This is a genomic window from Rhizobium sp. 768_B6_N1_8 (assembly GCF_051811225.1).
Lineage (GTDB): Bacteria > Pseudomonadota > Alphaproteobacteria > Rhizobiales > Rhizobiaceae > Rhizobium.
The window spans coordinates 1183350-1207895 of the sequence record NZ_JBPWPV010000002.1 but is presented as its reverse complement, the minus strand read 5'-3'; the positions used below and the strand labels follow the sequence as shown (position 1 = coordinate 1207895).

At 59.8% G+C, this 24546-nt stretch carries 20 protein-coding genes; 4 read left to right on the top strand and 16 right to left on the bottom strand.

From position 1 onward, the window contains the following. Positions 1-8: 8 nt before the first annotated feature. Positions 9-1136, bottom strand: a complete 1128-nt coding sequence (locus AB8B33_RS29855; protein WP_439018138.1) for a BMP family ABC transporter substrate-binding protein — start codon at positions 1134-1136, stop codon at positions 9-11. Between AB8B33_RS29855 and AB8B33_RS29850 the strand changes: the two genes are divergently transcribed. From AB8B33_RS29850 to AB8B33_RS29840, 3 genes are all read left to right on the top strand, one after another. Then, entirely contained in the window at positions 1129-1296 is a 168-nt protein-coding gene (locus tag AB8B33_RS29850; protein WP_439018137.1) for a hypothetical protein, read from the top strand. The two genes, AB8B33_RS29855 and AB8B33_RS29850, sit on opposite strands and share 8 nt — an antisense overlap. 135 nt (positions 1297-1431) lie before the next feature. After that, positions 1432-2148: a GntR family transcriptional regulator gene (locus tag AB8B33_RS29845; protein WP_439018136.1), complete on the top strand. Its 717-nt coding sequence runs from the start codon at positions 1432-1434 to the stop codon at positions 2146-2148. 175 nt (positions 2149-2323) lie between these two features. After that, positions 2324-2698 carry a DoxX family protein gene (locus tag AB8B33_RS29840; protein ID WP_439018135.1) on the top strand — a complete coding sequence of 125 codons (375 nt, stop codon included), beginning with the start codon at positions 2324-2326 and terminating at the stop codon, positions 2696-2698. Positions 2699-3082: 384 nt separating this feature from the next. On the opposite strand, the gene AB8B33_RS29835 is transcribed toward AB8B33_RS29840, so the two are convergent. The 8 genes from AB8B33_RS29835 to AB8B33_RS29800 all read right to left on the bottom strand — a co-directional run bounded on the left by AB8B33_RS29835 (position 3083) and on the right by AB8B33_RS29800 (position 12473). Next, positions 3083-4150, bottom strand: a complete 1068-nt coding sequence (locus AB8B33_RS29835; protein WP_439018134.1) for a porin — start codon at positions 4148-4150, stop codon at positions 3083-3085. 513 nt (positions 4151-4663) lie between these two features. After that, positions 4664-6340: an ABC transporter ATP-binding protein gene (locus AB8B33_RS29830; RefSeq protein ID WP_439018133.1), complete on the bottom strand. Its 1677-nt coding sequence runs from the start codon at positions 6338-6340 to the stop codon at positions 4664-4666. Beyond that, a complete protein-coding gene (locus AB8B33_RS29825) occupies positions 6337-7281 on the bottom strand; it encodes an acetamidase/formamidase family protein (RefSeq protein ID WP_439018132.1) in 945 nt (314 codons plus the stop codon). The genes AB8B33_RS29830 and AB8B33_RS29825 overlap by 4 nt, the downstream gene beginning before the upstream one ends. Before the next feature lie 66 nt (positions 7282-7347). Further along, on the bottom strand, positions 7348-8967 hold the full coding sequence (locus tag AB8B33_RS29820) for an ABC transporter substrate-binding protein (protein WP_439018131.1): 1620 nt from the start codon (positions 8965-8967) through the stop codon (positions 7348-7350). A 25-nt stretch (positions 8968-8992) separates the two neighbouring features. Then, entirely contained in the window at positions 8993-9913 is a 921-nt protein-coding gene (locus AB8B33_RS29815) for an ABC transporter permease (protein WP_439018130.1), read from the bottom strand. Next, positions 9913-10761 (bottom strand): ABC transporter permease, encoded by an 849-nt coding sequence (locus tag AB8B33_RS29810; RefSeq protein WP_439018129.1) that lies wholly within the window; start codon positions 10759-10761, stop codon positions 9913-9915. The genes AB8B33_RS29815 and AB8B33_RS29810 overlap by 1 nt, the downstream gene beginning before the upstream one ends. Then, complete coding sequence (locus AB8B33_RS29805) at positions 10762-11343, bottom strand: ANTAR domain-containing protein (RefSeq protein ID WP_113320424.1); 582 nt, start codon at positions 11341-11343, stop codon at positions 10762-10764. Next, positions 11340-12473, bottom strand: a complete 1134-nt coding sequence (locus AB8B33_RS29800; RefSeq protein WP_113320423.1) for a transporter substrate-binding protein — start codon at positions 12471-12473, stop codon at positions 11340-11342. The genes AB8B33_RS29805 and AB8B33_RS29800 overlap by 4 nt, the downstream gene beginning before the upstream one ends. A gap of 325 nt (positions 12474-12798) precedes the next feature. Here AB8B33_RS29800 and AB8B33_RS29795 point away from each other — a divergent pair, with 325 nt between their 5' ends. Then, on the top strand, positions 12799-14412 hold the full coding sequence (locus tag AB8B33_RS29795; RefSeq protein WP_439018128.1) for a right-handed parallel beta-helix repeat-containing protein: 1614 nt from the start codon (positions 12799-12801) through the stop codon (positions 14410-14412). A gap of 182 nt (positions 14413-14594) precedes the next feature. Here AB8B33_RS29795 and AB8B33_RS29790 read toward each other — a convergent pair whose 3' ends face one another. The 7 genes from AB8B33_RS29790 to AB8B33_RS29760 all read right to left on the bottom strand — a co-directional run bounded on the left by AB8B33_RS29790 (position 14595) and on the right by AB8B33_RS29760 (position 24294). Then, positions 14595-16841, bottom strand: a complete 2247-nt coding sequence (locus tag AB8B33_RS29790; protein WP_439018127.1) for a glycoside hydrolase family 95 protein — start codon at positions 16839-16841, stop codon at positions 14595-14597. Between the two features lie 2 nt (positions 16842-16843). Then, complete coding sequence (locus AB8B33_RS29785; RefSeq protein WP_439018126.1) at positions 16844-17941, bottom strand: ABC transporter ATP-binding protein; 1098 nt, start codon at positions 17939-17941, stop codon at positions 16844-16846. A 37-nt stretch (positions 17942-17978) separates the two neighbouring features. Further along, a complete protein-coding gene (locus AB8B33_RS29780) occupies positions 17979-19013 on the bottom strand; it encodes a LacI family DNA-binding transcriptional regulator (protein ID WP_113320419.1) in 1035 nt (344 codons plus the stop codon). A gap of 140 nt (positions 19014-19153) precedes the next feature. Beyond that, positions 19154-21205: an alpha-L-fucosidase gene (locus AB8B33_RS29775; protein WP_439018125.1), complete on the bottom strand. Its 2052-nt coding sequence runs from the start codon at positions 21203-21205 to the stop codon at positions 19154-19156. 4 nt (positions 21206-21209) lie between these two features. Further along, positions 21210-22031 (bottom strand): carbohydrate ABC transporter permease, encoded by an 822-nt coding sequence (locus AB8B33_RS29770; protein WP_439018124.1) that lies wholly within the window; start codon positions 22029-22031, stop codon positions 21210-21212. Continuing rightward, entirely contained in the window at positions 22028-22987 is a 960-nt protein-coding gene (locus tag AB8B33_RS29765; RefSeq protein WP_310382068.1) for a carbohydrate ABC transporter permease, read from the bottom strand. Before AB8B33_RS29765 ends, AB8B33_RS29770 begins: the two co-directional genes overlap by 4 nt. Then, positions 22987-24294 carry an ABC transporter substrate-binding protein gene (locus AB8B33_RS29760; RefSeq protein ID WP_439018123.1) on the bottom strand — a complete coding sequence of 436 codons (1308 nt, stop codon included), beginning with the start codon at positions 24292-24294 and terminating at the stop codon, positions 22987-22989. Before AB8B33_RS29760 ends, AB8B33_RS29765 begins: the two co-directional genes overlap by 1 nt. Between the last annotated feature and the right edge of the window lie 252 nt (positions 24295-24546).

The window sequence follows — 24546 nt, the reverse complement described above, 5'->3', positions numbered from 1 at the left end:
TTGCCGGTTTACGCTGTGGACCCGACGACACCCTCGACCAGATAATTCATGCTCTCGAGCTCGATCGCGTCTTCGGCATAGCTCTTGTCGGCGGTCACGACGGAATTGCCCTTATTGTCCTTCAGTGGACCCTTGAAGACCGAGAAGCCGCCCTTCATCATCTCGGCGTGGGTGGCTTCGAAAGCCTTGCGACCCGTCTCGGCAATACTGGGTCCGAGTGCGCTCATCTTGACGAAACCGTCCTTCAGGCCGCCGCGGACGAAATTGCCGAGCTTTTCGCCGGCCTGTGCCTTCTTGACGAAATCGCTGTAGACATTGCCCCAGGCCCATTCCGCACCAGTGAGGTACTTTTCGGGAGCAAGCGGGCTCTGGTTGGCGTGATAGCCGCAGACGAAGGCGCCGCGGCCGGCGGCCGTCTCGACGACGACCTTCGGGCTGTCGACATGGCAAGTGATGACGTCGGCGCCCTGATCGACCAGCGCATTGGTGGCTTCTGCTTCCTTGACTGCGAGTGACCACTCACCGGTGAAGATCACCTGGCAGGTGATGGTCGGATCGACCGTGCGCGCGCCGAGCAGGAAGGCGTTGATGTTCTGCAGAACCTGCGGGATCGGCTTGGCGGCAACAAAGCCGATCTTCTTGCTCTTCGTAGCATGGCCAGCGGCAATGCCGTTCAGATACTGGCCTTGGAAGATATAGCCGAAATAGGAACCGGTATTGGCCGGGTTCTTTCCTTCCTGCCAGAGGCCGCCGCAATGGCGGAACTGGATATCGGGATATTTGGCGGCCATCGCCAGCATATGCGGGTCGAAATAGCCGAAGGAGGTCGGGAACAGCAGGGTCGCGCCATCGAGATTAATCATCGATTCCATCGTTTTCTGGACGTCGACGGTCTCCGGCACATTTTCTTCTTCGACGACAGTAATGCCCGGTAGCGCCTTGACGACTGCAGCGCCCTCGGCGTGCGACTGGTTATAGCCATAGTCATCCTTCGGGCCGACATAGATGAAGCCAACGGTCAGCGCAGTCTGCGCAAGTGCAGGCGAGGAGAGGAAGCCGGGAGCTGCGCCGACCAGGGCGGTGGCAGCAGAAGCCTGGAGGAAATGGCGACGGTTCATGGAAAGGAGTTTGGTCATCGGAATGCTCCCTTATGGCGGCTTTGCCGGTTCAATCGGTTACGGAAAAGTGTATGCAATGACCGTGCCAGATTTTATTCCATTGAATGCATTGGAAATATTCAATGGTCCGCAAAACACTGTAGAAAAGTGTATGCAATTTTTAGCCACACAAGATTAAAAACTATGCAGAGACTATAAAATTAGCTAATTTCGGCGTCAGATGCTTCTGCGTACTGTGTCGCGGCGCATCGGCCAGTACGTTTCTTTATTAAAACAATGAGTTGCAGCTATATTTGACTTTGCGGCGTCAACAATGCATGTGTATGCATTCGTCAATGGGCAGAATCATTCCTTGAAGCAGGTCAGGCGCAGAGAGATCATCAGGGCAGGAACGACTGTCGAGCAGATGGTGCGGGCTATTGCCGATATGATCGTGACCGGGCAGATGCTGCCAGGCGATAAGCTTGACGAGATCTCGCTCGCGGCCCGTTTCGAAGTGTCGCGCACGCCGGTGCGCGAGGCGCTTCGCGAACTCGGCGCAATGGGGCTCGTCGATCGCGAGCCGAACCGTAGCGCTCTCGTCACCAACGTAACCGAGACCTATTTGCATTCGATGTTCGAGGCGATGGCGGAGCTCGAAGGGGTCTGCGCGCGTTTGGCCGCCGAACGTATGACGGTCGATGAGCGGCGCATCTTGGAAATCGAACATCGCGCTTCCGCTCGGCTTGTGCATCAGGGTGCGGAAGAGGACTATGCTGTTCACAATACCGAGTTCCACACCCGGCTCTATCGCGGTGCGCATAACGAGCATATCTATGAGCTGGTAACCCAGAGCCGGGCCCGGCTCGCGCCCTTCCGCCGCGCGCAGTTCCGGCTGCCGGGTCGGCTCGCGAAATCCTATGATGAGCACGATATGATCGTGACCGCGATCATGCGGGCAGATGGTGCAGCCGCTGCAAAGGCAGCCTATTTGCATGTGGAAATCGTCAGCGATGCCAGCGTCGTTTTTGCCTCGGCGAGAGAGAAATAGTTGCCACGGCCAGCACAGACTGCGTAAGGCGGCAATCATGACAGTAACGTTTGGAACTGCAGACGTGATCGGACGCGGAGGACCAAATCCCCGATTGCGCGGTTGCTGCTGAATTGACAACATCCAGACCACACCATAAGCCGGGTTGTGACCGGCAATTGAAGAGGCAGCAATAATGTCGATCTGGATTGGGCGAATTCTGTCAGCGACAGTTGTTGTTCTGCTTCTTGCTGATGCGGCCACCAACCTTTTTGCACCTGATTTCATAAGGGCGGAAATGGAGGCAACCGGTTTCCCAGTCAATCTTGCTCCGGCACTCGGCATTATCATTGCGATCTGCGCGATCCTTTATGCTGTTCCGAAAACAGCCTTCCTTGGTGCGATACTGGTAACCGGTTTTCTCGGTGGCGCTATCTGCACACACTTCCGCCTGGGCGAGTTTTTTACGCCTCCCCAGATCGTCAGCCTGCTTCTGGGGATTGCTGCCTGGAGTGGCCTGTATCTGCGCGACCCAAGACTGCGCCAGTTGATACCGCTGAACATGGTTTAAGCGCGTAGCGATCTCGTCCCGGAGTCTGAACAATCGCTCCGTCCCTGTCCAGGACAGGCGCGCGTTCGCGATCTGCGACCAGGACAATCGTTACGCTTACCGGCTGCATTTTTTCCTGCAGGAAATCGGCGGCTGGGTTCTTCAGACTCTCAGCCGCCGACAGAGACCCCCGTCCGTCGGACAATCCAGTCCCGTCAAGTAAAAAGCTCGCCCTCGGATGAGGGCGAGCCAGAACCATCTACAGGAGTGGATTTCTGTATCGATGGGTGAGGTCGATCCGGCAGGGAACCGGATCGACCTCTTTCTTCTGAATTGGAGGTCACCAAACCAGAAGCCTGTGATGAAAAACCCCGAGATGCGATCCCGGGGTCTTCAATATTCAGCTTAGAACGAGCGCTGCAGACGGAAGTAACCCGTCGTGAAGTCGTCGCCATCTTCCGGATCCAGGTACTGGACGGAAGCCTTGGCGTAGAAGTTGTCGACGATCTGGTAATCAACCGTCAGGCCGACCTTCCAGGCGTCGCCGGTACCGTCGAAGTCATCCGGAACGGTGTCGAACGCGCTGGCACCGCCGATGTAGTTGCCATAGTACTGAACACCAGGAGTGATCTTCAGCTTGTCCGTTGCCTTGATGGCGTATTCGGCAGCAACTGCCCATTCAGCCGTCGAGTAGTAGGAGTTCGGGCCGCTGGAGTAGACGACAGCCAGGCCGAGCGTGCCCGGGCCGAGTTCAGCCGTACCCATAGCGCGGATTGCGCCGTCTTCGTTGTCGAAGTCCCAGCCGCCGGTGATCTGGTAGCTGAAGGCGCCAGCCGTGCCGCCGATACCGAAGGCAACGCCGACATTGTTCGGGCCATCGTTCGGAACCAGGAGGCCGGTGACCGGATCCACGTCACCCTGATAGACGCCGTCTTCCAGTTCGTCGACGCTGAGACCAGCGTAGAAGGTGCCGGTTTCGTACTGATAACGGATCGAGTTATGCAGCGTTACGACAGAACCGATGTCGTCGGTTTCGCCGGAGAGACCATCGTCCCACCAGGAGTAGAAGAGACCAGCGCGGAAGCCAGCGACGTCAAGGTAAGCGGAGTCGAGGATCGTTTCCTGGTTCGTTGCGTTGTCGGCATTGGCCTGGAGAACGATCACGCCGGTGAGCGGGCCGTATTCGGTGTCGCTCTTAGCTGTGAACTGAACCTGACCACGGGTAACTGCATCCCAGTCAGAGTCGTTGTCACCGCCGACGTTCGAGCCAACGTTAACCTGGAAACGGATGTAACCTTCGATCTTCAGGCAGGTTTCCGTGCCCGGGATATAGAAGTAGCCGGTGCCGTAGGCGTCGCAGACGCGAACGTATTCAACCGGTTCCGGCTCGGCAGCGACAATTGCGTCTGCTGCGAATGCCGGTGCAGCGATGAGGGCAGCTGCAGAACCAAGCAACATCATACGAATGTTCATGGAAAGCCAATCTCCTAAGTTCGAGTGCGTTCCACGAAAGAACGTCCCCTCTGATAAAACCCGATTAATTCGGTAAGACCTAAAATAACCGAAAGGGGGGCGGGCTCAACAATGAAAGCTCTCATTTTGTAGAGAATTCTAACTAAACCTTGATGTGTGTGACAGATGTACAACAGTCCTTGCGCGGGTATTAACGAGAGGTAAAATAGAAAGGCGAAATATTGCTATATTAGGACGACTTAGCCGGATTGGCCACGCGCAAAGGGGCGCGGGGAGTTGTCGATGAACGCTGAATTTATCTAAAATCCAGCACCCGCGAGCCTGTATTTGCCCATCTGGACGGGCTGCCGAAAGAAAATGTGGCTGGCGAGTGGGATTTGGTTGGCAGGCGCGACCGACATTCGCTCGTGCCGAAAGTCGATTTTAAGCGATGATTCGGCGGAGGCCGAGAGCAAGCCTCGCGGAAGCGTATACGGCTCCAAAGGAGGCACTTCTGCTTCCTGTCTATAAATCTTAGACCTGCGCTCGCCGCGCTTCCGGATCGGGGATCGGAACGGCAGCCATCAGGGCCTTCGTGTAATCCTCTGCCGGATGTTCGAAGATCTGGCGGCGGGTGCCTGTTTCGACGATCCTGCCGCCGCGCATGACGGCGACCTTATGGGACATGCGTTCGACAACCGCCATGTCATGCGAGATGAAAAGGTAGGAGAGCCCCATGCTTTCCTGCAGTTCCAGCATCAGGTCGAGCACGCGAGCGCGCACGGATACGTCGAGCGCCGCAACGCTCTCATCGGCAACGATCAGCTTCGGCTCGAGCGTCAGTGCACGCGCAATGCAGATGCGCTGGCGCTGGCCGCCGGAAAATTCGTGCGGATAACGCGTGGCAGCATCTGCCGTCAGGCCGACACGGCGCAGGAGTTCCGCGACCCTGTCCTGCCGCTCGGCCTTGTTGGCGATGCCATGGATGACCAGCGGTTCGGCAATTGCAGAGCCCACTGCCATGCGCGGGTCGAGTGAGGCATAGGGGTCCTGGAAGATCATCTGCGCCGTGCGGCGTATGGGCTGCATCTCGCGATGGCTGAGGCCGGCAATGTTGCGGCCATCGATGATCACATCGCCGGTAAAGGGGATAAGGCCGAGCACCGCCTTGCCGGTTGTCGATTTTCCCGATCCGCTTTCGCCGACGAGGCCAAGCGTTTCGCCCGGCAGGATATCGAAGGAAACGTCGCTGACGGCCGCAGCGGGCGCCTTGCCCTTGAAGAGAAAGCTCGCTGCCCCGCCATAGGTGACGTTGAGGCCGCGTACATTCAGGACCGGGGTGCGGTCGGGATGCAGGGTCTCGACTCTGCGCGATGTGATACGCGGAGGAGCGTCGGTGCCGGCAAAAGCGCCAAGGCGCGGCACGGCCGAAAGCAGTTGCTGCGTATAGGTCTGGCGCGGCGCGCGGAAAATGGCGACTGCCGGGCCTTCTTCGACGATACCGCCATTCTGCATGATAATGACGCGATCAGCCATTTCGGCTACGACGCCCATGTCATGGGTGATAAGAATAATCGATGTGCCGAATTCCGACTTCAGCTCCCGCATCAGCTTGAGTATCTGCGCCTGTACCGTCACGTCGAGCGCCGTGGTCGGCTCATCCGCGATCAGCACCTTGGGACGACAGGAGAGCGCCATCGCGATCATGACGCGCTGGCGCATGCCGCCCGAAAGTTCATGCGGATATTGCTTCAGGCGTTTCGCCGGATCGGTGATCTGCACGGCATCGAGCATCTGCAGCGCGAACGCTTCGGCATTCTCGCTGCCCTGATGCTCGCGGATCGCCTCCGTCAGCTGTGCGCCGATCGACATGACCGGGTTGAGCGACGTCATCGGTTCCTGGAAGACCATCGCGATGTCGCCCCCGCGCACACTGCGCATGGCCCGGTCGGAAAGTTTCAGCAGATCGCGTTCGCCGAGCATGATGCTGCCGGAGGCGACCTGGAGCGAGGCCTTCGGCAGCAAGCCCATGATTGACAGCGACGTCACTGATTTGCCTGAGCCGGATTCCCCGGCCAGGCAAAGCGTTTCGCCGCTCGCGAGATCAAAGCTGATATCTTTCAGAACCGGTTTGCGTCCGTCAGGCGTTCGCGCATCGACACTAAGATTGCGAACACTAAGAATGGGCGCGGCGGGCATGGCTTCAATCACGCGAATACGATCCTCGGGAAGTAGAAGGAAACGACCCAGTTCGGCATATCGACGATTTCGCTGATGCGCAGATCGCCGCAGACCGAGCAGAGCAGATAGGCGTCGACGGCGCTCATGCCATGTTCCGCGGTCAGGAGATCGATCATGCGCATGACGCTTTCGCGTGCGCCGGTCATCAGGTCGGGGTCGATACCCGTCGTGACTTCATAGCCGGCGCCGTCGAGGTGGCGGGTGACGGGCTCGGTGGTGGTGAAGCGCGGCGTCTGCAAGCGCGCATCCTTGACGAGTTCGATCGTCGCCTCGACATTCATCTGGCTTTCGATCGCCGTGCCGCAGACTTCGCCGTCGCCTTGCGCCGCATGCGTGTCGCCGATGGAGAAGAGTGCGCCTTCGACCTCGATCGGCAGATAGAGAGTGACACCTGCGGTCAGGTCACGAATATCCATATTGCCGCCGACGCGGCGGGGCGGCACGACGGAATGCGTGCCCGGCTCGGCCGGGGCGACACCAATGGTGCCGGCAAAGGGTTTCAACGGCACGCGGCCGCCAGGGCCGTAAAGGGCCGGCGTCATGCTGTTAGCGTCATAGGACCAGACATGCAGCGCCGGATCCTTGAACTGGTCGGCCAGCAGGCCGAAACCCGGAATATTCGCCGTCCAGCCGGTGCCCGAGGGAATGAACTTGCGCAGCGTTACCTTCAGTGCATCGCCGGGCTTGGCGCCCTCCACGTAGATCGGACCGGAGACCGGGTTGATCTTGCCGAAATCCAGATTGTTCAGCGTATCGAGCGTCGCGTCGCTGCCGAGCTGGCCGCCAGAGGAATCCAGACATTCGAAATGGATGGTCTCGCCGGGCTTGGCGACGACGGCCGGTGCGAAATCCTTGTTCCAGCCGAAATTATGCTGCGCGCGGTGAATGGTGTGGGTGCAGGCAATGCACATAAGGTGTCTCCCTCGACTTTATGATGCCTTCCCGGTCGGGCCGGGAAGGCGTTGTTTCCTCAGGGCTTATTGCTTCACATAGATCGCGTCGTAATTGATGACGCGGGTCGGGTCGATGTAGATGTTGTCGGCACCGCCCATGCGCAGCGACTTGGCAACGACGCGGCGCTCGTTGATGACGGGAACCCATGGCGCATCGGCCATGATGTCGGTGAAGACCTTGCCCCAAGCAGCGGTGCGCTCGGCAGACTTTGCCGGATCGGACATCGCGTCGGCCGCAACCGCATGCTTGTCGAGATCGGCATTGCAATACCAGGACCAGTTCCAGCCGCCCTGAACAGCGCCGGCGCAACCGAGGATCGGGCCGTAGAAGTTGGACGGATCCGGGAAGTCGGCGATCCAGGCCATGCCGCCCGACCAGATCATCGGCGCTTCACCTTCCGTGCCGCCGGCCGAAATGATGTTGGCCTGTGCCAGAGCACGAACTTCAGCCTTGACACCAACAGCTGCGAGATCCTGCTGTATCGCCTGGGCGATACGCGGCTGCGGATCGGTATTGGTCGAGTAGAGTACCGTTTCGAATCCATCGGGGAAGCCTGCCTCGGCAAGCAGCGCCTTCGCCTTGGCAACGTCGTAGGCATAGCCGGTGAAGGACTTGTCGTAACCCGGCATTAGCGGCGGGAGCGGCTGGTTGGCGGGTGTTGCGCGACCGTTCAGGATGCGCACGATGCGGTCCTTGTTGACGGCCATGTTGATCGCCTGGCGCACCTTGACGTTGTCGAACGGCTTCACCTTGGTGTTCAGCGTGATGTAGCCGGTGTGAAGCTGTTCGCCGTCGACGATCATCTTTGCGCCATCGGCAGAGTTCTTGATTTCGAGGAATTTCGCCGGCGGGATACCGTCGCCGGCGATATCGACCTCACCCTTCTGCAGGCGCAGCAGCGCAACCAGCGGCTCCTGGCCGACTTCGACCTTGAAGCTGTCGATATAGGGTACGCCCTTGACGAAATAATCCTTGTTGCGCTCGAAAACGAGCTGCTGGCCGATCGTCCAGTCCTTCAGGATGAAGGTGCCGGAACCGACGGGCTTTTTGCCGAAATCGCCGCCTGCGGCTTCGACGGCTTCCTTCGGCACGACCGAAGCGAAGTTGATGGCGAGTACGTGCAGGAAGGTCGCGTCCGGGCGGGACAGGTGGAAGATGACAGTGCTGTCGTCGGGCGTCTCGATGCCCGAAAGCGTTTCGGTCTTGCCGCCGGTTTCGTCCTCGAAGCCCTGGATGGCGCCGAAGAACCCGGCACCCGGACCCTGTGTCTTCGGATTGACGGCGCGCTCGATCGAATATTTCACGTCGGAAGCGACGACTTCGCGGCCGTTGGAGAACTTTACGCCCTTGTGCAGCTTGAACGTATAGGTCAGGCCATCGGGCGATACAGTGAAGCTTTCGGCGAGCGACGGGATCGGGTTCGGCGTGCCCGGCGCATAGTCCATCAGGCGCGAATAGAGGCTCTTGATCATCGACCAGTTGACCCAGTCGTAACCGATGGCCGGGTCGAGCGTGGTGATGTCGTCCTTGTAGGTGACGACGATATCGCCGCCCTGCTTGGGTGTTTCCTGTGCCGTGGCGGCGAGGGGGGCGAGCGCCACCATCGTTGCCATGGTTGTGTGTCGAAGCCAGCGTTTGAACATTCGGGTTCCCCTTCTTTGGTTGCTGTCAACGTGTACGGATGCGTGGATCGATAAGCGGGGCCACCAGGTCGGCGAGCAAGTTGCCGATGACGATGGCAAGTGCCGATGTCAGCGTGACGCCCATGATGATGGGTATGTCGACCTGCTGGATTGCCTGCCAGGCGAGCTGGCCAATGCCCGGCCAGCCATAGACCGCTTCGACGACGACCACGCCGCCCATGAACTGGCCGATATCGATGCCGATCATGGCGATGATCGGCAGGATGGCGTTTGGCAGGGCGTGGCGGAAGATGATGCGGCGCGAAGACAGGCCTTTGGCCCGCGCCGTGCGCACATAGTCCTGATTGAGGACGTCGATCATCGCGGATCGCACCATGCGTGCATACCAGCCGGCGCCAAGAACGCCGAGGGTGGAGGCTGGCAGCACGACATGGGCGAAGGTGCCGTAGCCGCTCATGGGTAGCCATCCGAGCGTTACGGCAAATACATAAAGAAGCAGCAGGGCTACGACGAATTGCGGCGCCGAAACCCCGACGAAGGAAGCCGTCATGACAAGCCGGTCGACGAAACCGCCACGGCGCACGGCGGCGATCGTGCCGAGGGTCAGGCCGAGAGCAACTTCCACCAGAATACCGGCCAGCATGAGCACGAGCGTCGCCGGCAGGCGGGCGGCGATCAGCGTCCAGACCTCGGTCTTCTGCGCATAGGAGCGGCCGAGATTGCCGTGCAGGAGGTTGCTCAGATAGGTGCTGAACTGAACGAGCAGCGGCTGGTCGAGGCCGAGTTCGTGACGGATGTTGGCAACCGTCTGCGTCGTGGCGCTTCGTCCGGCGATCATGCGCGCCGGGTCGGCCGGCAGCGCATAGAGCAGCACGAAAGTAATGGCGGCAACGCCGAGAAGAATGAGGGCGGCCTGAACGAGCCGGCGAAGGATGAGGAAGACCATCAGCCTCTCCCGCGCTGGGTCGGATCAAGAATGTCGCGCAGCGCATCCCCGACGAGATTGAAGGACAGTGCCGTCAGCAGGATGATCGCGCCGGGGAAGAAGACGAGCCACGGAGCTGCCTGGAAGTAACTCTGGCTTTCGAAAATGATATTGCCCCAGGAGGGTTGCGGCGGCTGCACTCCGATGCCGAGGAAGGAAAGCGTCGCTTCCAGCAGAACGGTGGTGGCGATACCAAGTGTGCCCCAGACGATCGCCGTCGGCACGAGGTGCGGCAGGATATGCAGGAAAAGCACGCGCATATGGCCGGCACCGAGCGAGCGTTCGGCCATGATGAAGTCGCGCTCCACCAGTCCGCGCGTCTCCGTATAGACGATGCGGGCGACCTGCACCCAGTTGACGAGCGCGATCACCATGGCGACGATCCAGAGGCTCGGCCGCAGCAAGGCGGCAAGCACGATTGCCAGCAGCAGCGCCGGGAAAGCCATCATCAGATCGGTGAAGCGCATCAGGATATTGCCGACGATGCCGCGCAGGTAGCCGGCGAGGATACCGATGAGGAGGCCGATCGCGACCGCAATGCCGTTGGCAACGAGGCCGATGACGAGCGAGGTGCGTGCACCGAAGAGCATGCGCGAAAAGAGATCGCGACCGAGCGTATCGGTGCCGAGCAGGTAGGGGCCACCAGGCGGCAATGGCGCACCTTCAAGCGACAATCCGTCGAACATCTGCTCATCAGGATTGAAGGGCGCGATCCAGGGAGCGGCCACGGCAAGGCCGATGACAATAAGGACGACAATAAGGCCGAAGAGGGCGGTCGGCTGCCGCAAAATGGCTTTTAATATACGCATTCAACCCGCCTCCGGCAGGGGCTCTATGCCGCCGATAATGAAGGCGGCGATCTGTTCCATCGGCAGGCGGCGGCGCATGGCGCAATTGCGCAGGATCGAATAGGCGCGCTCCTCATCGACACCATGCGCCTTCATCAGCTTCTCGACGGCGGCATGGACGAGCGGTCGAAGGCGCACGCGCTCTTCGAGATATTGCAGCCGCTCGGTGGCACCCTTGCGCTCCTGGTGAATGGAGACGGCCATGACGAGGGCCGGATAGACAGCGGAGGCGGCAATCGGCTTGGCGATGATCGCGCCGGCACCCTGGCCGAGCGCCCAGGCGATACGGCCCGGTGCTTCCGAGCCGAGCAGTGCGACGACCGGGCATGTCGCGGCGGCACCGCTCCAGGGCAGGAGATCATCAAAGCCCTGGTCGGCATCGACGATGACGAGGTCGGGCACGCCTGCGGCCGAAAGAGGCGCCCATTGCAGCGTTGCCGAAAGGCCGAGAAGTCGTAGCTGACGGATCAATCTTTCCGTATTGCCGTCCTCACGGTGCAGGACCACGGCACGCCAGCCGGTGAAATTGGGTGTTTCCTTCATGATACAACCCGCAATTTCGGCGAAGCCGGCTTGTTGCGGCCGGTCAGATAGGGATCGGCAGCAAGCGGCGGACGCGAGGCGATCACATCAAAGCCGTTCTGGAGATTAATGCGGCCGAGATGAAAGGGCAGGGCGGCGTGGTTCGTTTCCCTGTCGATGCTCAGCATGCCGAAGGGTGTTGCCCAGTTCTTGTTGTAGAGTTCCCGACGCACGGCAGAAGGCTCGTCGCCGTCGGCAGCCACGATCGCATCAACGCAAAGACGCACGGCCGTGTAGGCACTGGCAAAGACGCTGGAGATGCGGCGCGGCGCGCCGTAATGAGCGAGGATCCGCTGTTTGAAGTCGCCATTTTCGGAGGTGGCGACACTATCGAAATAGGAGGCTGCGCAGAGCTGGCCGATGGCCGCACCCGGCGCGATATCGTCAAGCTCGCATTCCATCAGGTCGCAGCTGACGACCGGGCAGTTCTCGGGCCGGAAGGCCGCGTCGCGATCGGCAAGCCGCCGGATCGCCTCATGGAAGGCGTAGCTCGACGGGCCGATAAGATTGTTGAGGATGAAGCTCGGGCGGCGCTGCTCGATATCGGCGACGATGCGCTCGACGGCAGTTTCCTCGAGCGGCAGGTAACGCTCGCCCAGAACCTCGCCACCGGCATTGGTGGTAAGTTCGCGGGCGAGCCGGTTCATCTCCCAGCCCCAGACATAGTTGGCGCCGACGAGATAGGGCCGGTTGCCGTAGCGCGGAATCAGATGTTCGAAGAGCGGCAACAGATGCTGGTTCGGGCAGCCGCCGACATAGATGACGTTTTCGTTCGCCTCGAAACCCTCGTAGGGGCACATGTACCAGAGAAGCCCGTCATGCTTTTCGATGAGCGGGATGACTTCCTTGCGGGCGGCCGAGGTAATGGTGCCGACAATGTGGCGGCAGCCGGCGCGCAGCAGATGGCGCGCGCCTTCGAGATAGGCGGCAAGATCGGCCTGCGGGTCGAAGAAAACAGGTTCGACAGGCAGGCCGCTTTCTGCGGCAAATTCGGCAATCGCGAATTCCGCGCCGTCGCGCGCGTCGCGCCCCATCGAGCCGTAAGGGCCGGTGGTGGAGTAAAGAATGCCGATTTTCAACGCATCATTCATCTGCAAGCCAAAAAACCAAAAACCCCATGAGGGCGTCCCATCCGCGATGGGGCCATCATGGGGCGAAACTGCCCAGCGACTATCGAAGTCATGTAAGAATGCGGAGGCGCTCTCTGCCTAATCCGCAGGCTTGAATAAAATACAGGCAGTCCGGTTTTGTCAAGCGCGCGGCAGGCGAAATCCGGGACGTTGCGGTAAGATTACAGCAGAGGCGAAGGCCTGAAGATGAAGCTCTCGCCCCGTGCCGGGTCCCGTTTGGGAGTGTTGGCAAAAATATCAACTCCGGCGATAGTGTCGATGAGGTGTTTTGTTGGGGCGGCATTGAATGAAAGCGCAAATAAAGGTCAATGCCGAAGATATTCATAGGAAACTCAACCGGCTGGGGCCCGGTGGCGAGCTCTACCTGAAAAAGGGCCGTTATCCCGATCCGATAACGATAATAGGTAAACGAGGCTCCGAGGATTGCCCTATATACATCACCGGTCCGGGAGCGATCTTAGGCTCTGATATGGACTTCGACGCCTATCGGGAAACTGCGAACAAACTGGCCGCCGCTCACCAGAAAGGTGGTTCGTTTCCCGGCATCTATTTCATGGCCGACAATGCGGCTTTGACATTGCGGGATTGCCAATGGGCTATCATCGACGAACTGGTTTTCAGGAACTGCTGGCCGACAGCAATATACCTCGATAACTGCCAACACATTTTCATACGCCGCGTCGATTTCAGGGGAGGGTGCATTGCGATCGGTGCGGCCGGTCCCTACACGCGTCATCTGCTCATCGAGAAATGCAGCTGGGTGCAGGATACGAAAAGCCACGGTGAAGACGACGTCCTGTCGATCCGGGACAATGGTTATGTTCGTGCCGACTTATCCCTAGGAGACTGCAGGCTTTGGAGCGATATCCCCTGGAAGCAGGTGCACGGATCGGGCGACGAGGATGGTCCCGTTGACCCCATCGGCGATGCACGTGCCTATGACGGCGACTTCTTCCGCGCCTGGACCATCGCCGGGTATGTCATCATCCGCGACAACGTCATCACAGACGCATTCAATGGCGTCCATTTCTTCAATCAGGCATCGGAGTCCACCAAGGAAGCCTTCGCTCGGAACGTTCTTATCGAAGATAATTGGTTCGTGCGGATAAAGGATAATGCCGTCGAACCTGAGAATTTCGCGTGGAACTGGACGATCCGCCGGAACCAATTCGTCGATTGCTACATGCCGTTTTCCTTCGAAATGCAGCGCTCGGGCTACTTTTATGTCTATGGCAATCTTGGCTGGAACGTTCACATTCCCGGACCCGAAGACGACAAGCATGCCAAGGGCGTGCTTTTCAAGTTTCCCGACACGCATATTGCGGATGGACCGCATTACGTCTTCAACAATACCTGGCTCCTTCGCGCGCCGATTGCCAAGAAGAAGAGATTTGCGAAGCTAGAGCATCGCAACAACCTTATTGGTTATGCGGCTGATGCTGATAAGTTCAAGTGGGAGGCTTGTTCTCCCTTTGGATCAGGCTGGAGCTTCGATTCCTATCCCTCGAGCGAGCTGGATGACCTCATCCGCTTTGAGGAGGGTTGCTTCACACGTTCCTGGGGATCTCTTGGCATTGTCTTTGACGGCGACGTGATCTCGCACCCGGATTTTCCCGACCGATTGCGGCAGGCGCATTATGATATCGGCAAAAATGCCAGCTATGCGGACGTTCAATTCCAGGAGCAGACCATCGGTCTGCCATCCGGATTGAAGATAACCAAGACTCCGCCGGCGGTAGCCTTCTCGATCGAGTTGCCGGATAAATCGCGCAGTCTGTTTGCGCCATCCAACTATTGCGTCGGCGCCTGGCAAGAAACCGGCCGGATCGATGCCTTTGATCCATCATTCGCGGTCATATGGCCTACACCAGCACGATATTCTGAGGGAGATCAGTCTTAGGAAGGGAGGGGAAGAGCAAGGACAGCGGCAATACGAACGCTTGCGATCAAGCGTCTGCTGCCGTCAAAAGTTCAACGCGCACTGGCTGAATATCGTGCGGGCAATTTGCACTCGATCAAGCCGCTATCGTCTGATCGGCAATGTAGGCCGCTAAAAGCTGAGTTCGCATAGAGGCCTGGCCTCTATGCGAAGAGATCGTCCTTGCTCGCCATGAAAGTTTGTCCAGCGGCAATGGCGACGCTGAACCTGCCGTCCGCAAAGCGGATGGCCGTGCGAATATCCCGTGCTGCCGAGATCACAATCTTCACCGGCCTGCCATTCTCCCAGTCGAGGTCGAGAAGCATGCCGCCGCGCACCCGCAAACCGCGCAATGAGCCGCGCGGCCACGCTTTGGGCAAGGCTGGTAGCAGGTGAATTTCGCCTGGGCGAGACTGCACCAGCATTTCCAGAATGCCGGCGGCCCCGCCGAAATTACCGTCGATCTGGAAGGGCGGATGGGCGTCGAACAGATTGGTATAGGTCCGCTCAGGGTCGATCAGCAGTTTGACCACATCGAGCGCATGATCGCCGTCACGAAGCCGTGCCCAGAGATTGATGCGCCAGCCGATGCCCCAGCCCGTCGCGTCGTCACCGCGGATCTCCAGAGAGCGACGGGCAGCGGCGGCAAGCGCAGGCGTGTTGTCCATGTCGATCTGCCAGCTTGGATAGAGGCCATAGAGATGCGAGACATGCCGGTGGTGCATTTCCGGCGCTTGCAAGTCCCAGTCTTCAAGCCATTCCTGGAGCTGGCCCGCTGATCCGATCCTGTCGGGCGGAAGGCGCGGCAGGACGCGATCGATCTCCGAGACGAACTCTTCCTCGCCGCCGATCGACGTGGCGACGGAGCGAAGCAGATTGAGGAAGTCCCGGATAATCTGGCTGTCCATGGCAGGCCCGGCGCAGATCGAAGCGCCGTGCGGGTGGACATTTTCGGGTGAAAGCGAGGGGTTTGTCACCAGATAGCTTGTGCCCGGAAGCGACACCAGCACATCGAAGACAAACTCTGCCGCGGCCTTGGCAACCGGGAAAAGCCGCCTGCGTAGACGATCGGCGTCGTCGAGGTAATCGCTGAGATCAAGCAATTGTGTCATGAGCCAGGCGCCACCGGTCGGCCAGAGGCCCCATTTGGCTCCGTCGATCGGCCCAGTCGCGCGCCAGAGATCAGTATTGTGGTGCATGACCCAGCCGCGGGCGCGATAATGCACTTGTGCCGTCTCACGTCCGGCTTCAGCAAGTTCCTCCGCCATCTCGACGAGCGGCTCGATGCATTGGGGCAGATTGGCCGGCGCCGGCAGCCAGTAATTCATCTGCAGATTGATGTTGACTGTATATTTGCTGCCCCAGGGCGGATCGACCTCCTCATTCCAGATGCCCTGCAGGTTTGCAGGCTGCGTGCCCGGGCGGGACGAGGCGATCATCAGGTAGCGGCCGAATTGCACATAGAGTGCCGCAAGCCCGGGATCCTCTCCGCCGGCAAAGCCCGCAATCCGGCGATCGGTCGGCTGCGAGGCTGCCTGCGTCGTGCCGAGATCGATCGCGAAAGTGCGGAACAGCCTTTGATGCTCGGTGATATGGTCACGGCGCGTGGCCTCGATGCTGTGGCCGCCGGCTTTCGAAAGGCGCCCGGTGATAGCGCCATCGGGATCGCCGGAGACGTCGTCAAAACGCCGGAAACTCGTGGCGGCATCGAGCAGAATCACAAGCTCGTCGGCATTGTCTACGGAGATGATGCCGTTGGAGGAGCTCAGGCTCCCGCCTGTATTGATCACCCGAATGCCGAAGGCAAAGCGAAGGGCGGCGGCAATGCCCCATTCCGCCTTGCCGGTGCCCGAGAAAGTCAGTCCTGTAGCGTCCTGGTCGACGAGTTGCCCCTGTTGCGGGCTGTCGAGCGATATCCGGCATCTGATGGCTCCGGGCCGATCCGCTGAAAGGCGCAGGACAAGCACGCCATCAACCGCGGAAACAAAGGCTTCGCGGAAGAAGGTGATGCCGTCGGCAACATAGGAGGTCGTGGCGATCGCCGTGTCGAGATCGAGCGTGCGACGGTAGCTGCCGACAGTTTGCGAATGGAGGAAATCGATATGGAGATCGCCGATCGGCTGATAGGACATCTGCTTGATCGGCCGCGCCATCAGATGTTCTTCGGCCATTGCTTCGGCTTCCGCATAGTGCCCGGCGAAGATCAGTTCCCGTATTTTCTCCAAGTGGCCATAGGCATCGGGATTGACCGGCCGGTAAGGCCCGCCGGCCCAGAAGGTGGACTCGTTGATCTGCAGCCTCTCGGAAACAGGGTCGCCGAAGACCATGGCGCCGAGCCGACCATTGCCGAGCGGCAGCGCATCCGTCCAGAGCCGGGCAGGGGAATCGTACCAGAGAAGGTTGTCCGCCATCGTCATTCTGCCGGGATGCTGTTTGCCGGCCTGATGTCGCGGATCCGCAGGCCGTCAACGCTGAAGAGCAGCGCCTTTCTCGCAGAAAAGCCGGCGCTGACCGTTTCGCCCGGGCGCAGGGTTCTTTCCGAGCGGTCCTCAATGATCACGGATTGGCCCGAAGCGAGAGTTCCGTAGATGAAGCGGGTTCCGCCGAGGTTTTCCACTACGTCGACCTTGACGTCGATCGCGCCGCCGCCTTCGTCCTGTCCGGTGAAATGTTCCGGGCGGATGCCGACCTTGACTGGCATTTCCTTGCCCAGGCCGACGATGCCGGCTCTAAAAACCGTGCCGCAATCGAGCTTGATCACCCCATCCGCGCCCAGCTTGCCGTCGAGGAAATTCATCCGCGGCGAGCCGATGAAGCCAGCGACGAAGAAATTGTCGGGATCGGCGTAGAGCGTGTCCGGCGTGCCGGCCTGCTCGATCTTGCCGGCGCGCATGACGACGATCTTATCGGCAAGTGTCATCGCTTCCGTCTGGTCATGCGTGACATAGATCATCGTCGCGCCGATGCGCCGGTGCAGTTTCGCGATCTCGACGCGCATGGAGACGCGGAGTTCCGCATCGAGGTTCGACAAGGGCTCGTCGAACAGGAAGACGGCCGGGTTGCGCACGATCGCCCGGCCGATCGCGACGCGCTGACGCTGGCCTCCGGAGAGCTGTGCAGGTTTGCGCTTGAGCAGCGGCTCGATCTGCAAGGTGGCAGCGGCGGCGGCAACGCTCCTGTCGATATCGGCCTTGCCCATGCCGGCCATGCGCAGCGAGAAACCGATATTCTGCTCCACCGTCATATGCGGATAAAGCGCGTAGTTCTGGAAGACCATGGCGACGCCGCGTTCGATCGGATCGGCCTCATTCATGCGCCGCCCGTCGATCGTGAGGTCCCCCGCGGTGATCTTCTCAAGGCCGGCGATCATACGCAGCAGCGTCGATTTTCCGCAGCCGGAGGGACCGACGAAGACCGTGAATGAACCATCATCGACGCTCAGATTGAGGCCCTCTATCGCTTGAAAGCTGCCATAGGATTTGTCGATATCGTGCAATTCTACGCTGGCCAAAGCTTCCTCCCTTTAACCGCTTGGCGGGCAGAGCGCGTCAGGTGATCCGTCGCGTCGAGCCTCGCAGGATGATGTCGCATTCAAGGACGACGCTCCGCGTCGCCCCGCCTGACGGTTCTGTCAAGCGTTCCACGAGAATGTCGGTGATGGTTTCTGCAATGCTTGCCACCGGTTGGGCGACGGCCGTAATACCGGCTTCATAGAGCCGGAAGATTGCCACGTCGTCGAAGCTGGCGAGCGAAATATCCTCGGGCACATGGCGGCCGTTCTCCTTCAGCCAGCTCAGCCCTCCGACTGCCATGCCGTAGTTGGCGGAAAAAATTGCGGTCGGCGGATTTTCGAGCGACATCAATCGCTTGGTCGCCTCATAACCGCCATCCATGCGCCAGTTTCCACGCGCCGCGAGCGTCGGATCGATTGTGATGCCCCGGTCGCGCAGCGCTTGCTCATAGCCCGCCAGCCGCTCGATACCCGAAGAATTGCGTGGATCGCCTGTCAAAATGCCGATGCGGCGGTGACCGAGATCGATGAGGTGGCTGACGATGCGATAGCTTGCGCGGTGGTTCTCCACCATGACCCGGTCGGCCGCCAGCCCGCGGACGTCGTTGTTGTAGAAGATGATCGGAATATCGTGATGGATCAGGTCGTCGACACGGTCGTAAACCTCCGCTGTGCCGTCCATGACCAGCGCATCGACACGCTGCGCGGCGAAGAAATCCAAGGCTTCCGCGACCACCCGCGGATCGCCGCCATGGCAATAAGTCAGAAGTGCGCGTCCGGTTGGGCGCACCGAATGGGCGAGATGCTCCAGCATGCGGGCATGGAATTCGTCGAATGTCGGCACCAGGAAGCCGATCATATGGGTGAGGTCGGTGCGGATCGAAGCGGCGGCGGCATTGCGCCGATAGCCGAGATCCTGGATCGCCTGCTCGATTTGCTCGCGGTTGGACCGGCGGATCGTCTGGCCGTTGAGATAGCGGGACACGGTGCCGACTGCGACGTTTGCCACCCTTGCAACGTCGATGATCGTGGCTCCGCGCCTCCTTGCAGCCGTCTGGTCCGTCTGTCGCATTTCGAGCGGGCTCCTACACTCATTCATGGGAAATGGCGCCTGGTCAGGCGCCTTTCCGTCGTATAGCCCAGCGCCCCGCCGCCCACCAGTATTGCGAGCGGCAAGAGCAAAGTCCGACGGTTCCCTTACCTCAACCTGCATCAGGCGCCTTCGAATACTACTGCGCTGTGGATGTGCAGGCGTGGCACGGTGATGTTGATGGCGCCGTCGTCGCCGGCATTCCACGCGAGATCCTCGCCGGTCATCGCATCGAAGACGCGTTTCGGTTTTGCCGGCAGACGCACTGTGGCATTGACAGGGCCGATCGCCGGAATGTCCTCGATCATTTCCATCACACGCGTCGAGCCGTCATCGCCGCGCACGTCCTTGCCGCGGATCTGCGGCGGACCGTAGAGGAGATGCAGGATATGGCGATCGTGCTCGATCTGACGCGTCAAAGTCGCCCGCCCGGAGGAGGGCAGGTCGGTGACCATCGCCGGATTGGGAACGAGCCGGTCGATAAGGCCGCGAACGACATATTTGTAGAGCGGCTGACCCATCGCCCGGTAGAGCCGGAAGATCGGGTAGGCTATATAGGCCGCCCCCTTATGCTCGGTCACGGCAGCGCCGACCATCTCGGCATTTGTGTCATCGGGCGCATGTTGGTGCGAGCAGAAATGTTTGTACGAGCGATTGAAGTAAGATGGGAAAATACCTGCCAGGACAGTCGCACCGGCTGAGCGGACGGTTTCAGCCTCATCGTAGAAAACGAAAGCCGTTTCCGGCATGGAGGCGTCAAGGTCCTTGCCGGCCCTTACATAGCTCGGCTTGAAAGCGACGGGTGCTACACCTCTTTCAATGCCGAAGTCGATCGCGAATTTACCGCTCTCATCGAGCCCCGAATGCCAGGAAGCGATGATTTTGCCACCGCCGGCCAAATAGGATTTCAGACGTGCGGCGAGTGGCGCATCGACGGGGATCTCGTCCGGCAGGATCAGCAGGCGGTATTGTTCGAAGCGGCCGGATATATCGAGGACATCGAAGGGGCGTTTCAGCTCCTGCAGCACCTGGGCCGCACCATCATCGCTTGGATGGTTGCGTGCCCCCTTGGGGTTCATATGTTCGGCCGAGAGGATGGCGATCTCGGAGATCTGCTTTGCGCCTTCCAGGAAGGGTTCGAGCTTCTCGACGCGATGATAGGCCGGTGCGATCGACGCATAAGTGTCGGGGTTGATAGCTCCGTTCGGATGAAGCTGGTCGCCGACCAGGCATTTGGAGCCGAGCGCGATCATCTGGGCGCATTCATATTCCAGTGCGTCCGGATGTTTGAAGCCGCCAAATTCGCCCCAGGATGTGTGGAACTTGCCGGTATGGGCGAGAAAGTCCATGCCGAGTGTGGCGGCATAACGTGCGCTCGACGGGAAGTGGTCATAGCCCCAGCCACCAGTCGGCAGGCTTTCGAGCTCGAGATGCGAATAGGTCGAAAAGCGTTCTGGCCCCTGCTTATGGATATGGCCGCAATTGTAGAAAACGCGCAGGCCCGGAAACTCTGCGAACAATGCCTCGCTGGTCTCGCGACGGAACTGCTCGTTGACCGCCTCGTCATTCTTCAGGCGGTCGGCCGGATCTTCCGGGTCAAGGCCCTCGCATTGCATGCGCTCGATACAATCAGGGCAGACGCAATCAGGTGTCAGGATGATATCGAAGAAAAGCCCCTGTGTCGGATAGTTCTGGGCGACTTCGCGCGCCTGTTCGAGGATGTAGTGCCGCAGGCCCGCATGATTGAGGCAGAGCGTGTGCCAGGCCGGGCTCAGTTGCTTGCCGGCGGAAGGGTCTGCCGGCCGGTCGTGATGATAGCGGTTCGAGGCGCTCATGGCCCGCCATTCGGGATGTTCGCGCGCCGTCAGCTCGTCCCACTGCACGGAAATATAGATCGGGCTTTCGATATCGGCGGCAGACAGCGCCTTCACCATATCGCCGAGCAGATCCGGGCGGGCAAGCTGCGGATGCGGCTTGCCGACCTTGGTAGGGTAATAGGACCAGCCATGATGGCACTTGGCGAAGATGGTGATGGAATCGACATGTGCTGCCTTCAGCGTCGAGACGAAGGCATCCGGATCGAAATCGGCGCCGATGCCGGGAATATGTTCCGACGTATGGAAATCGAGATGGATCTGGCGGTAGCGCAGCGGCTTGTTCGTAGTTTTGGGCATGGTTCTATTCCTTTGCGCCGGTGCGTGTCTGCGATCCGGCGGCGAACTGACGTTGGAAAATGAGGAAGACGAGCAGGGGAACGAGGGTGGTGATGATGGCCGCCACCGATCTCAGGTCCCAGTTGATCTCGTAGCTGCCGGAAATGCGGGCAAGCAGCACGGGAAGGGGCACATCGCTGCGCAGGAAGAGCATGGGCAGCAGCAGGGCGTTCCATGTCCAGAGGAACTGCAGGATGCCGACGGCGAAGATCGGCGAAAGGCTATTCGGCAACACCACATGGCGGAAGGTCGCCAGCGGCCCGCAACCGTCGATCTTGGCGGCCTCCACCAGCTCACGCGGGAAATCCTCGAAGAAGTTTTTGACGAGGAAGATCGACCAAGCGAAGGATAACCCGACATAGGGGATAAGCACCGACAGCATGTTGTCGATCAGCCCCATATCGCGCCAAAGCGTGAAGAGCGGAATGATGACGACCTGCTGCGGCAGCACGAATGCATTGATGATGACGATCAGCAGCACCCGGCGGAATGGGAATGTCAGGAAGTGGAAGGCATAGGCTGCAGCCGGTGTCAGCAGCATGGTGAGCGCCGTCGCGATGCCGGCCGTCTTCATCGTCACCCACATGGAGTCTGCGAGCGGATATTTGTCCCAGACGCGGCGCCAGGCATCGAGCGTGAGATCGAAATGATCGAAGCGCCACCAACCCAGCGAGACACCCTCGGGCGGGCGGAAAGAGGTGACGACAATGCCCATGATCGGGATCACCCAGATGAAGGCGACGATTCCGACGACGACGATAATCCAGCGAGGAGCCTTGCCGATCATTTCGCACCTGCCGTTCGCTGGATGATGGCCGGGATGGAAATGATAAGGACCGCCAGCAGCAGGATGACGGTCGCGGCCGCCCCATAGCCCAGTTTGAACTGGGTCATGGATTCCCGGTACATGAAGTAGCCGACGGTTTCCGTCGAGCGCACGGGGCCGCCGCCGGTCAGGATATAGATGATGTCGAAGGCGCGCAGTGCCGTGAGCAGGTTGATGAAGACGGCGACGCGCACGCCCGGCATCGACAGCGGCATCATGATATGCCGCATGGTCGAGACCGGCTTGGCGCCATCCATATAGGCGGCTTCGAGCACAGATTTCGGGATCGCCTGGATGGCCGCAAAGATCAGCATGAGGGGCAGGCCGACGCCGCTCCAGGAGGCCGCGATGATCAGCGCCCAGAGGGCCGTGTTGGCATCCCCCAACCAGGCATGCGCAAAGCCCGGAAAGCCCAGGAGTTGGATCAGCGAATTGAGCAGGCCGCCGGCATCCGCCCTGTAAATGCCGATCCACATATAGCCGGAAACCGCTTCCGAAATGCCGAAGGCCGCGAAGATCATCACGCGGAAGGGCAGGGTTTGCTGCGGCGCAAAAGCGCACAGCATTGCCAGAATCCAGCCGATCGCCACTGAGATGACAGTCGTGCCGATGGTGAAGATCAAGGTCGTCAGCAGCGTGTTGCGAAATGCCGCGTCGGCAAACAGCCGCGCGTAGTTTCCGAAGCCGATGAAAACAGGCTTTCTCAGCCCCTGGATATCCCAGAAGCTCAGCCGGATCGTCTCCACCAACGGGTAGATCACGGCAATCGCGAACAACACGAGAACCGGCGCAATCAGGATCAGTGCGGCGGGCGTGTCCCTGAGCAGACGCCGACGGCTTTTAATGCCAGCCGCCAGCGGAGAACCCTGCATCACGCCCGCCGCTTCCCGCACCGGGGAAGCGGAGGTGCTAGCCATCAGTAGGAACCCTGGGCCTTGGTTTCGATAGCCGCAAGAACCGTGTCGATGTTGGCGCTCGACGGATCCTGCAGGAATTTCTGCAGCTGCACGCGATACTCGTCGACGAGATCGCCGGGCAGCAGGTCACCGAGCACGAATTGCAGCTTCGAACTCGCAACGGCCTGCGTCGCCACTTTCTGTACTTCGCCATAGAGCGAAGTATCGACGTTGCTGCTTGGCGAAGCATAACCGGCCTTGGCGAGAATGTTGGCGGCCTCGGCACTCGTCCAGAAATCGAGGAAGGCGTCTGCAGCCTTCGGATTGGGGCCATTCGTCGTTACCAGCAGTTCCTTGGCGTCGACGCTCGATGTATCGTCATGGCCCATGCCGAGAGACGGGAACTGGAAGAGACCGTAATCCTTGCCTTCGACCAGCTTGTAGTCGTTCTTGGCACGATTGTTCATCCACATGCCGATCAGCAGATAATTCTTGGCGTTGGCCTGGAAGACTTGGTCGGCCTCACCGTCCCAGTCATTGGCAAGCATGATGTTCGCCGCGCCGCAGCAGCCGGCAGTCAGCATCTCGGCGTATTTTGTCAGCGCCGTCTTCACAGCGGGATCGGTCCAAGGAATTTCATGAGCGCCAAGCTTCGTCGCCGTCTCGACGCCTGCGGTTCTGAGCAACAGAGTTTCGAACCATTCGGCGTGTGCCCAGTATTTGCCGGGGATCGCGACCGGGGCCGCATAGCCGGCCTTGGTGAGCTTTGCGAAGGAGGCGACAAACTCGTCCCAGGTCTTCGGCGGTTCGGCAATACCGGCCTTGGCGAGATGCTCCTTCTTGTACCAGATGCCGGAGCGATCACCGAAGGTGTAAGTCAGACCGTAGGTCTTGTCGCCGATAGATCCGAGATCCTTCCACGACTGGCTGATGAGCTTGTCCCAACCGAAGGATTTCCACGGGTCGTCAATCGGCCGGAGCATGCCGGCATCGGCGAGTTCCTTGCGGAAGGCCGGCCATGTGTTGAAGAGCACGTCGACGACCTCGCCGCCCATCAACGCGGTGCGGATGCCGCCACGCATGTCACCTTGGCCGGTGATGGCGACTTCGCGGATCGTGACATTTGGATATTTCGCCAGAAAGGCCTTCTGGATCGAATGCATCATGTCGAGTTCGGAGCCGCCGAGCCAGTTCAGAACGACGAGTTCGCCGCTGACTGGATCCTGAGCCTGTGCTGCACCTGATATGGCCAGCAAGGCGGTGCTGCCTGCTCCTGCGAGCAGCGTGCGGCGGCGGATTTCAGGCATAAATTTACTGCTGTTGGTCATGTCAAGTCCTCCCAAACGTTGACTGCTGCCATCCGGCATTCAATTTAGTTGAAACGTTATCATCTATTTTGCCTCGAACAAGTGTTTTTATCGATAAATAAACGACAATGCGCTTAAGTCATTATAATAAATGCATAAATTCCGGCATGTATGATGATTTGAAGCTGGCTTTCTCGAGCGAGGTGTTCGCAAAAAGGGGCTAGGAATCCGGGTCGTCTCCGCAGGATTGCGGTGGCGTTGCCCGACCTGGTG